The sequence below is a fragment of the Alicyclobacillus tolerans genome, from assembly GCF_900142255.1.
GTDB classification, from domain to species: Bacteria; Bacillota; Bacilli; order Alicyclobacillales; family Alicyclobacillaceae; genus Alicyclobacillus_I; species Alicyclobacillus_I tolerans.
The window spans coordinates 1-12,626 of sequence record NZ_FRAF01000036.1 but is presented as its reverse complement, the minus strand read 5'-3'; the positions used below and the strand labels follow the sequence as shown (position 1 = coordinate 12,626).

The 12,626-nt window shown below is 48.1% G+C and carries 17 protein-coding genes and 1 pseudogene; 10 read left to right on the top strand and 8 right to left on the bottom strand.

What is annotated here, in order from left to right:
- The 7 genes and pseudogenes from BUA75_RS14565 to BUA75_RS14535 form a co-directional block, all read left to right on the top strand.
- Nucleotides 1-260 (top strand): integrase core domain-containing protein (locus BUA75_RS14565; RefSeq protein ID WP_072875313.1); only part of this gene is annotated, 260 nt, incomplete at its 5' end.
- Between the two features lie 120 nt (nucleotides 261-380).
- Nucleotides 381-695 carry a hypothetical protein gene (locus tag BUA75_RS14560; RefSeq protein WP_165612041.1) on the top strand — a complete coding sequence of 105 codons (315 nt, stop codon included), beginning with the start codon at nucleotides 381-383 and terminating at the stop codon, nucleotides 693-695.
- Between the two features lie 172 nt (nucleotides 696-867).
- Nucleotides 868-1,563: a hypothetical protein gene (locus BUA75_RS14550; protein ID WP_129583683.1), complete on the top strand. Its 696-nt coding sequence runs from the start codon at nucleotides 868-870 to the stop codon at nucleotides 1,561-1,563.
- A gap of 120 nt (nucleotides 1,564-1,683) precedes the next feature.
- On the top strand, nucleotides 1,684-2,376 hold the full coding sequence (locus tag BUA75_RS14545; RefSeq protein WP_207549780.1) for a DUF3967 domain-containing protein: 693 nt from the start codon (nucleotides 1,684-1,686) through the stop codon (nucleotides 2,374-2,376).
- Between the two features lie 138 nt (nucleotides 2,377-2,514).
- Nucleotides 2,515-2,913, top strand: coding sequence for an IS200/IS605 family transposase (gene tnpA / locus BUA75_RS14540; RefSeq protein ID WP_072875308.1), 399 nt, complete (start codon nucleotides 2,515-2,517; stop codon nucleotides 2,911-2,913).
- Between the two features lie 4 nt (nucleotides 2,914-2,917).
- Entirely contained in the window at nucleotides 2,918-2,974 is a 57-nt protein-coding gene (locus BUA75_RS16630; RefSeq protein WP_207549781.1) for a helix-turn-helix domain-containing protein, read from the top strand.
- Nucleotides 2,974-3,987: pseudogene (locus tag BUA75_RS14535) on the top strand (RNA-guided endonuclease InsQ/TnpB family protein); the annotation flags it as partial. The gene BUA75_RS16630 and the pseudogene BUA75_RS14535, both read left to right, overlap by 1 nt.
- A gap of 96 nt (nucleotides 3,988-4,083) precedes the next feature.
- Here the strand turns inward: BUA75_RS14535 and BUA75_RS14530 are convergent.
- From BUA75_RS14530 to BUA75_RS16625, 8 genes are all read right to left on the bottom strand, one after another.
- On the bottom strand, nucleotides 4,084-5,376 hold the full coding sequence (locus tag BUA75_RS14530) for an arsenic transporter (RefSeq protein ID WP_072875307.1): 1,293 nt from the start codon (nucleotides 5,374-5,376) through the stop codon (nucleotides 4,084-4,086).
- A 21-nt stretch (nucleotides 5,377-5,397) separates the two neighbouring features.
- The gene (locus tag BUA75_RS14525; RefSeq protein ID WP_242650347.1) at nucleotides 5,398-5,709 is read right to left on the bottom strand and encodes an ArsR/SmtB family transcription factor; all 312 of its coding nucleotides are present in this window, start codon (nucleotides 5,707-5,709) and stop codon (nucleotides 5,398-5,400) included.
- Nucleotides 5,710-5,733: 24 nt separating this feature from the next.
- Nucleotides 5,734-6,399 (bottom strand): formylmethanofuran dehydrogenase subunit E family protein, encoded by a 666-nt coding sequence (locus BUA75_RS14520; RefSeq protein ID WP_072875315.1) that lies wholly within the window; start codon nucleotides 6,397-6,399, stop codon nucleotides 5,734-5,736.
- A 69-nt stretch (nucleotides 6,400-6,468) separates the two neighbouring features.
- Nucleotides 6,469-6,822, bottom strand: a complete 354-nt coding sequence (locus BUA75_RS14515) for a DsrE family protein (protein WP_072875305.1) — start codon at nucleotides 6,820-6,822, stop codon at nucleotides 6,469-6,471.
- Nucleotides 6,819-7,748, bottom strand: a complete 930-nt coding sequence (locus tag BUA75_RS14510; RefSeq protein WP_072875304.1) for an ArsA family ATPase — start codon at nucleotides 7,746-7,748, stop codon at nucleotides 6,819-6,821. Before BUA75_RS14510 ends, BUA75_RS14515 begins: the two co-directional genes overlap by 4 nt.
- A complete protein-coding gene (locus BUA75_RS14505) occupies nucleotides 7,732-8,607 on the bottom strand; it encodes an ArsA family ATPase (protein WP_207549777.1) in 876 nt (291 codons plus the stop codon). Before BUA75_RS14505 ends, BUA75_RS14510 begins: the two co-directional genes overlap by 17 nt.
- A gap of 2 nt (nucleotides 8,608-8,609) precedes the next feature.
- The gene (gene arsD / locus BUA75_RS14500; protein ID WP_242650346.1) at nucleotides 8,610-8,966 is read right to left on the bottom strand and encodes an arsenite efflux transporter metallochaperone ArsD; all 357 of its coding nucleotides are present in this window, start codon (nucleotides 8,964-8,966) and stop codon (nucleotides 8,610-8,612) included.
- Entirely contained in the window at nucleotides 8,941-9,216 is a 276-nt protein-coding gene (locus BUA75_RS16625; protein ID WP_072875301.1) for a carboxymuconolactone decarboxylase family protein, read from the bottom strand. Before BUA75_RS16625 ends, arsD begins: the two co-directional genes overlap by 26 nt.
- A gap of 955 nt (nucleotides 9,217-10,171) precedes the next feature.
- Here BUA75_RS16625 and tnpA (BUA75_RS14490) point away from each other — a divergent pair.
- From tnpA (BUA75_RS14490) to tnpC, 3 genes are all read left to right on the top strand, one after another.
- A complete protein-coding gene (gene tnpA / locus BUA75_RS14490) occupies nucleotides 10,172-10,516 on the top strand; it encodes an IS66 family insertion sequence element accessory protein TnpA (RefSeq protein ID WP_072875300.1) in 345 nt (114 codons plus the stop codon).
- Complete coding sequence (tnpB, locus tag BUA75_RS14485) at nucleotides 10,510-10,872, top strand: IS66 family insertion sequence element accessory protein TnpB (RefSeq protein ID WP_072875299.1); 363 nt, start codon at nucleotides 10,510-10,512, stop codon at nucleotides 10,870-10,872. The genes tnpA (BUA75_RS14490) and tnpB overlap by 7 nt, the downstream gene beginning before the upstream one ends.
- A 64-nt stretch (nucleotides 10,873-10,936) precedes the next feature.
- Nucleotides 10,937-12,523, top strand: coding sequence for an IS66 family transposase (gene tnpC / locus BUA75_RS14480; RefSeq protein WP_072875314.1), 1,587 nt, complete (start codon nucleotides 10,937-10,939; stop codon nucleotides 12,521-12,523).
- The last annotated feature ends 103 nt before the right edge of the window (nucleotides 12,524-12,626 follow it).

Here is a 12,626-nt window from a genome sequence, read left to right as displayed (position 1 = left end):
TAGGGGTCACACATGAGCGCATTCCGCCAAAGACGCCGAATAAGAATGCGCACATTGAATCGTTCCATTCACAGCTAGAAAGCGACCGGCTCTCTGGCGCCGAGTTTGAGAACTACCAAGCAGCATACGCAGCCGTGACAGAATACATTACGTTTTACAACCAGCGCCGAATTCACGGTAGCTTATATGATCTGTCACCGGAACAGTTCATGCGCGCAATTGCCAACAACGAAGTGCAGCCATTCGTCGTTAAGGTCTAAGCAATCCTACGAGCAAGTGAGATTAAGGGAGCAAGACTCTAATATTGAGGGGTTAAACCGGTATCTTACATTCAAGATACCTGTTGTAACGGCAATTATTTAATTTTGGCACTGGCTCTTATGAATTTTTGGGGAGACGTAACTAGAGCGTTTCGTGAAACAAATCATGATGCAGTTAGTGTAGCAAGTGGTATTGGAGCTGCCTTAAATGGTGGTGGAAAACTTTATGGATCATTTAAAACTGCGTCTGCTGATGGGGTATTTGATGCGGCTACAATTGATGGGGGAGCTAGTGCTGTTGCTGATGTAGGAGCAGGAGTTGTTGCAGCAGCAGCTCCAGAAGCTGCAATTGCAGCCGCTACTGGAGCAGTGTTTGGTTATGGAGCAGACTTTGTCGATCATCTTGGACAAAATTTAGGCTGGTGGGGTAACTAGTAAGAGTTATGTGCCCCCCATATAAGGAGGAATTATATGTTGCGTATAATTATAGTATCGATAGCTGGTCTTCTGTTTGCCTATCCTGTTATGGTTTTGGGTACGTGGATTTTGGTGAGGTTTTGGGATAGGCCAAAGAAAGAAACAAAACGGAGTTTATGGATCAGTATAATTGTTGCGTGGACCATTGTTGTTACAAAAATTGCTGGAATATGGTGAATATATCGTGATTATAACAATTCCTAAGTTCATTAGTAAAATATATTCTATCAAGGTGTGTTTTTTTATAGGACCAAATAGAAATACTATCAATGCTTTTCTAAATGAACAAACAAATAATTATGAGGTAGATCCCCCCGAAAAGTATGATTTTTATTTAATTGAAATAAACGAAAGGTTCTATATTTGTGACTTGAATTCAGACAAAACTTTGATGATAAGAAATGATGTTTATGCAACGTTATCAGTTCTCGAAAAACGTACGTATAACAATATTTTAATTCAAACAAACTTATGTACGGAAATAGATATTGATAATAGAGCTAAAAATCAAATAAGTATTGTTACACGTGAGAATCCACTTGTTATTATTGCCTTTGAAATCAATACCTTATATAACAAACCATGTAACTTTGTATTAACGGTTGAATGGGTACATGAAAACCAAGCCTATTGGATTACATCGCGACCATATGAACTAAAAGGGAAAAAATACTCATATAACGCATTAAAAATTACTCCCGATCTACCAAACGGTTTTTGGAGCTGTAATCTTTATATTCATGAAACCTTATATTCTGTTCAAAACTTTCAAATCATATCTAGCAAAGCAAGAACAAGAGCAGCTTTTTTAGATATATATGGTTAATAGTTGGTATATAATAAGTAAAGTGATAGGATTGCAATAATTATCAAAAACATGCAGACTATTTTTAGTGGAAAGCATGTTTTTTGTTTTTAACCTAATTTAGCATAAATTTATCGGGTGGTGATAAAACTGAATGATTGGATACAAACATTTAGCTCATCTCAAGTAGCTCAACAAATTGATGTTAAAACTGTGACTCTTAGAGCTTGGTGCAAATACTTAGAAAATGAGTTTGATTATAAGATAATGCGTGATGACCAAGGTAATAGAATGTTTACTGAAGTCGATATATCGGCGCTAAGAAAATTTAAAGAATATATGGAAAAGAATCTAGGTTGGGAAAAAGCAGCTGAACTTGTAGTTAGAGAATTTAGCGATCGTTTATCGGTTGTTGATAAGAATGTGGATGATGCTAATATAGATCTAATAGAGACAATAAATAGCATACAAAAGGAATTAGAAAACCAACAACTTTTTAACCAGGAATTAGTCAGACTTCTAGATGAGAGAGAAAAGTCATTTGAAGAAAAGCTAAAACGGATTATCACTCCTTTACATTTGCAATTAGAAACATCTCATGAAGAAAAACAACTCATTTTGGAGAAACATGAGAAAATTAAGATGGAACTCATTGGAAAAATTGACTTTTTACAAAAGGAATATGAAAAAAAAGATGAATTGAAACATCGCTATATTGAAGAATCTCTAAAAAGAAGGGATGAGGAACTTTTAAAAATTTTGAGGACTATTCAAGAAAACACTGAACGGGAATTAGCGGCAACAAAACGAAAAAAATTTTTGGGTTTATTTTAGCGGTTATCAAATGCGCCGTAAAACCCCTTGCTTTAGCTATGGGGATATAAGGCGCTCGCCGTGAAGCGAATTTTTTTAAACAATAGATAAAACTGTTGTATCTAATGTTTTGTGCTATACTATTTGTGGTGATTCGTCATGAGTCGAGATGTAGATTCAAACCAAAATGTCACGTTCGACTGCAAATACCATGTTGTCTTTTGTCCGAAATATCGCCGTAAAGTGCTTGTTGAACCCGTTGACGCAAGGTTAAAGGCGTTGCTTTCGGAAAAGGCAACCGACATTTCGGCGGAAATCGTTGAAATGGAAATCATGCCTGATCATGTTCATCTTCTCATTAAGTGTGATCCGCAATATGGCATTCATAAAGTCGTCAAGCAACTCAAGGGATACACCTCCAGAATCCTGCGTGATGAATTCAAATCACTAAAAAGTCGATTGCCTTCGCTATGGACGAATTCCTACTTTGTCGCTACTGTAGGCACTGTTCAACTGGACGTGATTAAGAAATACATCGAAGAGCAGAAATCAAGGTGAGACCATGAGAAAAGCGTACAAATACAGACTTTACCCCACGAAAGAGCAAGAAGAACCTTAGAACGCTGTCGCCTGCTATACAATCGCCTGCTGGACGAACGGCGGTTTGCCTATGAAACAGACAAGACCACGCTGAACTACTATGATCAGGCAAATACATTGAATGAGCGCAAAAAGTACATTCCAGCATTGAAGCAGGTTCACTCGCAGGTGTTACAGGACGTGGTAAAGCGTCTTGACAAAGCCTTTCAAGCCTTCTTTCGTCGCGTAAAGGCAGGTGAGACACCTGGGTATTCACGTTTCAAATCAGCAGGACGATATGACTCCTTCACGTACCCACAGGGCGGCTACTCCATGAGTGGCAACAAGTTAAAACTATCGAAGATTGGCGAAGTGAAAATCAAACTTCATCGCCTACCCCAAGGAAAAATCAAAACTTGCACTGTCATTGTGAAAAACGGGAAGTATTACGCTTCTTTGTCGTGTGAAGTGGAACCCAATACCTTGCCTGAGTCCAAAGAAACAGTCGGGATTGACCTTGGTGTGAAGCATCTTGCCATGACGTCCGATGGGGAATTTTACGAACACCCGAAATTTCTGCGAGAATCCGAACGGAAATTGCACAGGAAGCAACGAGCCGTATCACGCAAGAAAAAGGGGTCTGCTCGTCGCCGCAAAGCCATCAGAGAACTGGCGAGATTACATGAACATATTGCCAATCAACGTAGAGACTACGCGCACAAAATATCTCGAAAATTGGTCAACGGATATGGTCTCATTGCTTTTGAAAATTTGAACGTGCAGGGAATGGTGAAGAACCACCACCTTGCCAAGAGCATTGTTGATGCGTCTTGGAATCAACTCGTACAGTACACCACGTACAAAGCGGAAGAAGCTGGTCGGCGTGTCGTGCTGGTTGATCCCAAAAACACGAGTCAACTCTGCTCGAATTGCGGGGAAATTGTTCCTAAGAAACTGTCGGAACGTATGCACCATTGCGAACACTGCGGATACGTGCAAGACAGAGACATTAATGCCGCACAAAACATCTTGAAACGCGCGTTAGCTGGATAACGTTTCTTTTGGCTCGGACTGAGCCTTCAGAACGTAACGTAGGCGGTTGCGTCATGCGTGTTCTGAGAAGCCCCTGCCTTTATGCATGGGGAGTGGTCACCCCACAAGTGAAATCCACAAATACAACCCGGTCAGTGTCACGAACAGGGTGGGGACAGTAAGGACAACCCCTGTTTTGAAGTACCTGCCCCAAGAAATCGTGATCCCTTTCTTCCCCAACACATGCAACCACAAAAGCGTGGCCAGCGAACCAATCGGTGTGATTTTGGGACCCAGGTCACTGCCGATAACATTCGCATAAACCAGCGCCTCATGCATGACTCCCGTAGCGCTCGTGGAGTGGATGGCGAGTGCGTCAATCATCACCGTGGGCATGTTATTCATAATGCTCGACAGGATAGCGGCAATAAACCCTGTCGCCAATGTGCCAGCGTACAAACCACCGTGTGTGGAACCTTCAATAATTCGCCCAAGCACATTCGTCAGACCCACATTGCGCAGCCCATACACAACCACATACATGCCAATGGAAAAGACAACAATGGCCCAAGGTGCCTCCCGAATGATGCCCCATGGCCGAATCACTTTGGTTCTCGAACCTGCAACGAGAAATACGATCGCGATCAGGCCCGCCACAATGGACACAGGGATATGAAGGAGTTCTGTCAAAATATAGCCAACAAGCAACACGGCCAGGATAATCCAAGACATTTGAAACATCCCTTGGTGGGCAATCGCCTCGGACGGTTCGGACAAGTCCTTGGGGTTGTACACCTTGGGGATATCCTTACGGAAAAATAAGAACAGGACGCCAATACTTGCTGCCAATGAGAACAAATCCGGCACAATCATATGAGCAGCATAGGTCAAAAAGCCGACATGAAAAAAGTCTGCAGACACGATGTTCACCAAGTTACTCACGATGAGCGGTAATGATGTCGTGTCTGCGATAAAACCGCTCGCCATGATAAACGGCAACATCTTCTTCATGTCAAACTTGAGGAGTTTGACCTTCTCAAGCACAATCGGTGTTAAAATTAGTGCCGCTCCATCATTCGCGAAAAAGGCCGCGACAACCGCTCCAAGTAGAGTTACATATAAGAAAACTTTCCGTCCGTCACCTTTTGCAGCATGCGCCATCTTCAGGGCAGCCCACTCAAAGAATCCTATCTTGTCCAAGATGGTGGAGATGATGATGATGGACACAAAGGCGAGTGTAGCGTCCCAAACGATTTTGGTAACCGACCAAACATCATGAAACGTGACGACTCGAAAGACAAGCGCCAAAACTGCGCCCCCGAGTGCTGACCATCCAATTGAGAGTCCTTTCGGCTGCCAAATCACAAATACTAATGTTACGAGGAAGATGATGACTGCCAAGTACACCATACGGTCATGCCACATCCCTTTTTACAAGTTGCACTGAACTCGCAACCCCTGTGATTTCAGTCTTTCTATCTCTTCTGACACGTCTGGTAACAAGGTGATGGTTTGGTTCAGTAGGGGGAATACAGTCCCATTAATGGAATAGAAGACCCACTGTGCAGTTTTACGTTCTTTAACCAGACCCGCCTGTTTCAATTTCCGAAGGTGTTGAGAAACGCTAGGCTGTGACATATCCAAAATCGCGACGAGCTCGCAAACGCAAAGTTCATCTTTAGCAAGCAAAGCCAACATGTGCAACCGTGTCTTGTCACCAAGGGCTTTATAGATTTCTGCCATACTCTCGAAGGAGTCCATTTTGTCTTATTCACCTCCGGGTGGAACGTTCTTGTAGAGAACATCGGTTCGTTTACCCTTATTGTCATAAGGAACATCTAGCCAGTCCCATTCAATTTCACGGACAGTATAATGTTCCTCAGGTCGAGATGGGAATAGATGCGTGTTTAACCATTCATCCTGCATCTGCTTTAATTCAGATACGCCTTGCGCTTGCTCATCGCCAGAAAGCGTGGGTAACCGAGATTCCAAATCCATGATTTCCTTGGAGAAAAACCCTTCTTGTTCAGTGACTTCAACCGTCTGACCAGTGGATATACGTTGGACAATATACCACACTCCAGGACGGTTCAGTACGTCTTGCGTTCCAAAACGCACCCGTCCTCCCGTGAGATAGGCACCTACATCCCCGAGACAGGGGCTATTTCGGGACAGAAATCGCAAGTCTGTTCGGTCCACCACTCCGTCAGGGAAAATAGACTGTAAAGCGAGTGACATGGCGTACATGCCTCGGAAAAGGCCATCACAGGGATGACCATGAAACCGCACGAGGTCGATTCCGTGAATTTGCTTAATTCCCTTAGCATAGCGGCCATGGCTCGATTCTGTATCTCGCACTCGAAAAACGGGGAGATAGGGTGCGGTCTGCGCGTTTACACTCCAGTACCATAACTCATCATCCATTTGCGTCATTCCATCCACACTCTCCAGTCTCTTTGTTGGACAAAAGGCCCGACCACGATAGTCGGGACCTTATTCACCTTAGAACGTTAAGACGGTATATCCTTCCCGAGCGTACCGGGAGAAAGCATCACGAGCAAATTCCAGATTAATGCTGTACTTGGTGGCGGGATCCGTCAGTTTCCAGTTGTTCACTTGATTCGAGCAAGCGCCAACCATAAGACCCGCTTCCCTTAGTTCGGTCAAAGTCTTGTCTACTTCTGGTGGAACGGATTCGAGTAACTTTACGGCCCCCGTGAACAAGAAGACCTCCACGGCATCAATCTGATTTTCTTCCTTCGCATCAAAAATTCGTTTGGCTACGTGCAAACCTGACGTCACCTTGTCTTTTTGATCCCATCCCGAGTTGATGACAATCGCAATTTTCCCGCTCATTGTATAGTCTCCTTTGGCTTCTCAATTACGTCATCAGAGAACCTTTGCAACAATTCGAAGCCAATAATTTCGTCATCCTGAAGCGTGGCTACGGCAATCGTTCGATTCGTATTACACTCTTTCAATCTGCGAATATGCCCCATCTGTAGTTCCAAGCGCTTCCCAAACAGTCGACTCGTTGCCGCTTCCTCAGGCAACACTTGATTCACAATGATGCCCTGGGTATGAATGTGGGTACGTTCCAAATCTGAAATCGCGCGTTCCATTTCTGCAATCGGCGTCGTTTCCGGCAACGTGACGAACAGCATCCCCGTTTCCTGTTGATCCTGCAACGTACGAATCGCTGCATTCATCCGAGCCAATTGGGTATCATCCAGAGCCGCAGTTTCTGCAGTAAACGCATCCTTGTGCTCCAACTCTGCTTCATAGTCCCACGATAGCTGCAATAGACGGATGGTATGGCCTGTTGGTGCCGTATCAAATACGGTTACTTCAAACTCCTCACTCAGCACATAATCAAGAAACTCTTGAAACACAGCAACCTCTTCCGTGCAAGGTGAATTCAGTTCTTCACTGACGCGTTCGACAGTTTCCGTATCTTCAAATTGTTGCTCAAGGGATCCCAAGACTTTCTGACGATAAGCGTCAAACGCCACCTTCGGGTCAATTCGAACCAACCACAGATTCGAATCAAGAATGCAACGAGGGACCGAGGTCACCGTTTCACCGAACACATTTCCAATATGAGCCGCGGGGTCCGTTGTGACAAGTAGCGTCTTGAACCCTTGATCCGCTGCAAACAACGCAGTCGTCGAAGCAAGCGTCGTTTTTCCAACGCCTCCTTTGCCGGCTAGGAAAATTCGTCGGCGCTTCCCGCCCTGGGGCAGAACCAAGTCGGCAGGCAACTTATCATAGTTGAATGGCATATTGTAAATCCCTCCCGACTTGCTCCAACATCCCAATCCCCTTGACCTCATCCGCGTACAGAGGCATATACCCAATTGGGCCCTCAAACCGAGATTTTAGATCTTGAATATGCGGTTCTTGCTTCTGCCACCTGCGACTAGAATAGGGATGAGTACGCTCGTCTTCCGGAATAACCCCATTTACGATTGCGATTTGATTCGAAATCCCCAGTTTCTGTAATTCATTCGCTGAGCGCAACATCTCATCGATTGGCAGTCGTGCGGGTTGTGTGACAAACACAAACGTGGTTGTCTGCGGGTCTTGCAGCGCGCGTACCGCGTTGTCATATTGTTCCTTAGAAGCGGCAAGTGCATCCACACTGCCAATACAGGTTTGCCCGCTTCCTTGCGCACTTTCCTCAATGTGTAAACTCCAACTGCTTGGCAATTCCAGCAATCGTAGCGTATGCCCTGTGGGTGCGGTATCGAACACCACCCACTCATAATCAGGCTGATGCATACAAGCGATGAACTGGTCAAAGGTTGCGATTTCCTCTGTGCAAGGCCCACTCATTTTCTCTTCCGCAGCCTGAACGAATTCTTCTGGAAATAGCTCTCTAAGAGGAGCCAGGGCTCGGTCTTTATAGGTCTGAAGGGCTTGATTCGGGTCAATCTCCTGAATGAATAATTGTGGAACCCCTTGAACTGCTCGAGCTTCAAGACCAACCTCTTGCCCAAATACGTCTCCTAAGTTCGAAGCTGGGTCCGTGGTGACCAACAACGTCCTCGCACCTTGCTTGGCTAACATGACGGCGGTCGCGGAAGAGAGCGAAGTCTTACCGACTCCGCCTTTCCCAGAAAAGAAAAGATACTTAGTCATGATTAGGACTCCCTTGCTGCAAACAATTCGTCCATCTGCGGGTAGCGACCTGTGGTTCGAATCTCCCCATCCACGGTTACAATCGGTAACACTTTCATGCCTTGCTTCATCATGGTTTCATATACACGCTTGTTCGATGTGAACGCCGCCGAATCCCGGCTTAACATATGACGGGCCACAGTGTGACCGTCCACCTTGAGCTTCTCGACCATCTCACCTACACGAATCAATTCCGGGTCTGGAGAGGCACCGCACACCCCCGTCGAGCAGCACATTTCCGGATCAAAAAAGTCAATTTTCATTCCAAATTCCTCCTCCTTTAAAGTGTCGGCATTAGGAGCAGCAGCTTCCAGAGCCACATCCGCAAGATGAACCTTCCGAGACCACGTTTAATTCCGTTGTCCGGGAACGAAACATGCTCTCTGCAAATTCCTCCACCTTCATGGTCGCGGTGAGCTTGACCGGGCGAACCAGTGCAAGGACCTCTTCCAAATCTACGTCACTCGCTCCAAGTTCCCTCGCTTTCGGTACGTGGTACTCCACACAGGAAGTACATCCTACAGCTACCGCGGCCGCCACCTGAATCAGTTCCTTTGTGAGTTCATTCATCCCGGCACACCATCCTTATATTGTTATATAACTATATAACAATATAATAAACACAACAAATCACATTGTCAAGAGTTGAGCGTAGTTGAATTTTGTCCGAAAGTACGCCCCAACAACCGTCCATTACAACATGAAAAGAGAGATGATGGCTCATCTCTCCAGCGTAATTCAATTGCAGTTGTCTCCGTGCTATGCAGAAATGCCGTCTCCTGATTTCCGGAACAGTTCTTCACTTTCTTCATTAAAACCAGTGACCACTCCCCATTCCTTTAGGCATGGGGAGTGGTGTGCGGGCGGCAGCTCGCATTGGATGCTGAACACCTAGCGGTAAATCGCAGGGCAGGTCAGCGCTGCATAGTGGTCAGTGCAGCAAAGGATACGTCTAGGGCGTCTCCGTGAGGAGCGTGTCGGAGGAGAGAGGGAGTGCCGAGAGGTCCCTATCCGAAGTGTGCAGGTTGAAAGCGCAATGCTGAATGCCGAAACGGCGGGATGAGTTGGGGACGCTGCGCTCTCTGCGGAACCCAAAACCCCATCGGGGTAAGGCAGCCCTGTAGACCACGATAACGGGGTATGCGGCTCATCACGTGGAGGGTGAGACATGCACACTGTAGCCAGTACGGGTGACCCGTCGAGGTCTCTCGGTTACCGAAGTGGGCATGGACATATAAGGGTATCCGAAGTTGTCCATGTGCCGAGAGAAGTCAGAGCGCCTTCATAGTAGCGAAGTAGCTTCGAGACCATAACTGGATGTGAAGCGAAGGAAGGCGTCGTTACTGAAAAGTTGATTCAGAAGCAGACATGTCAATTGGTAAGCCTCCGCTGCGAAACACTGCCAAAATGGTTCTGCTTGCGAGGAGACACTCGAACATGAGTGTGCGTCAAATAGCGCACACCTAGCGTTAGTCCTTCTTCTGCGAGATGATCCCCTCCAGAATCCAGTCATGGAGGGATCATCGTGACAAAAGCCGAGTTAGAAGAACTTCGCGAGCTTTGGCGCGCCCGTGTGACGGACTTTCGGGCCAGCGGGTTAACCGGAGCAGCATGGTGTGCCGCGCATCAGGTCAAGGAGCACCAGCTGAGGTATTGGGTCGGCAAGTTTAAGGCGGACACCGCCCACGACAGCCAGGGGCGCGATGATGTTGAGCCGCGTTTTATCCCGGTGCGCTTGGACGAGTTTGCGACTGAAGTGACGGACAAGCCGCTGTCCGTACGCGTAGGGCCTGCTGTGATCGAGGTCTTACCTGGTTACGACTCGGATCTGCTGCGCGATGTGGTGCGCACTCTGGCATCGCTATGCTGAACATCGACACCGCACCGGAGTTGCGCGTGTATCTGGCCTGCGGCAGCACGGACCTGCGCAAGTCCATCGACGGTTTGGCGGCCCTCGTGCAGGAGTCCTTTCAGCTGGACCCGTTTTCTCCAGCGGTATTCGCGTTTTGTAACCGGGAGCGGGACAAATTGAAGTTGTTGTACTGGGAACACAACGGCTTCTGGCTGTTTTACCGCCGCTTGGAGCGGGGACGGTTTGAATGGCCGGGCGCCAGGGACTGCAAGACCCTCCTCATCACCCGTCGGGAGCTGAACTGGCTGTTGGACGGACTGCCACTCAACCAACCAAAGGCACACCCCAAAGTTACGGCGAAAAAAGTGGTGTGAGACCGATAAACACAGAAGGATCTGTCAAGGGATTTCGGCAAGTGTGTCGAAATCGTTTTGCATGATGAACACGACGACGGAGACCCCAAACCAACTGGAAGCCCTTCAACAGCGCAACGAGGCGCTGGAACAGGAAGTCGCTGAGCTGAAAAAGCAGGTCAAACTGCTGCTGGAGCAGCTTCGCCTGACCCGTCATCGGCAATTTGGGAAGTCCAGCGAACGCGTAGCGAATGACCAGATGCGCTTGGATCTGGTATTCAATGAGGCCGAGGTTGAGGCGCAGCCGGAGGCAACGGAACCCACCCTCGAGACGGTGACCTATGAGCGACGCAAGAAGCAGCCTGGCCAGCGGGATGCCATGCTGGCAGACCTTCCGGTGGAACGGGTGGAGTACCGTCTGTCGGAGGAGGAACGTCAGTGCCCGTGTTGTGGCGAGGTGATGGACGAGGCGGGTGTGGAAATCCGTCGCGAGCTCATCCACATTCCGGCACAGACAAAGGTACGTGAACACGTGCAACAACAGTACGCATGCCGGACGTGCGACAAGCATGGGACCGAAACGCCCATGGTCAAGGCACAGATGCTCAAGCCCCCGATACCGGGTAGCCTGGCATCCGCATCGATGTTGGCGTATGTGATGGACAAGAAATACGTGGACGGCTTACCGCTGTACCGGCTGGAGGAGCAGTTTGCCCGGCAGGGTCTGCAGTTGACCCGGCAGACGCTGGCGAACTGGGTGGTACTAGGCGCGACACGATGGCTCGAACGCATATACCACCAGTTGCACGAGGAATTGCGCAAGCGGCGGTATCTTCATGCGGACGAGACGACACTGCAAGTGCTGCATGAGCCAGGACGACCGGCTGAGACGACATCGTACATGTGGTTGTACCGCAGTGGTGCAGATGGACCGCCAATTGTCCTGTTCGACTATCAGGAGACCCGCTCGAAAGAGCACCCGAAGCGATTTCTCGAAGGATTCGAGGGGTACCTGCACGTGGACGGGTACAGCGGGTACAACGACCTTCCAGGGGTGAAGCTGGTCGGGTGCTGGGCACACGCCAGGCGCAAGTTTCATGAGGCACACACTGCGCTGCCAGCAGAGGAGCGAAAGAAACCGACAGCGACCAGAATAGGATTAGAATACTGTAACCGGTTGTTCAAGATTGAACGCGCTCTGAAGGACGCGAGCCCAGAAGAACGTCACACAGAGCGGCAGAGGTTAAGCCGGCCGGTGCTGGACGAGTTTTTGGCATGGCTTCAGGAGCAGAACAAACAGTTGCTGCCCAAGAGCGCCTTGGGGCAGGCGGTTTCTTATTGCCTCAACCAGTGGTCTAAACTTACCACGTTCCTGGAAGACGGGCATTTGGAGTTGGACAATAACCGGAGTGAGCGGTCGATTAAGCGGTTCGTGATCGGACGAAAAAACTTCCTGTTCGCGAACACCCCACGGGGCGCGAGAGCAAGTGCCACCACGTACAGTTTGGTGGAGACGGCCAAGGAGAACGGACTGAACCCGTACCTGTACCTGGAGTACCTTTTCGAACGGCTACCGAACATCCAGACGGACGACCAGACGGCAATGAACGAGTTGCTGCCGTGGTCGGAGCGTCTGCCTGAGCGAATCCGCAGGAGGCCGAAAAAAGCATAGCATATGAAGGTGCCCCGCTGGCTCCCCGGCGGGGTTTGCTTTCATATACGACTTTGCTACAGCATGAGGGGGGAGTGCAAGGTGGGCGGGATTTGACGTTCAC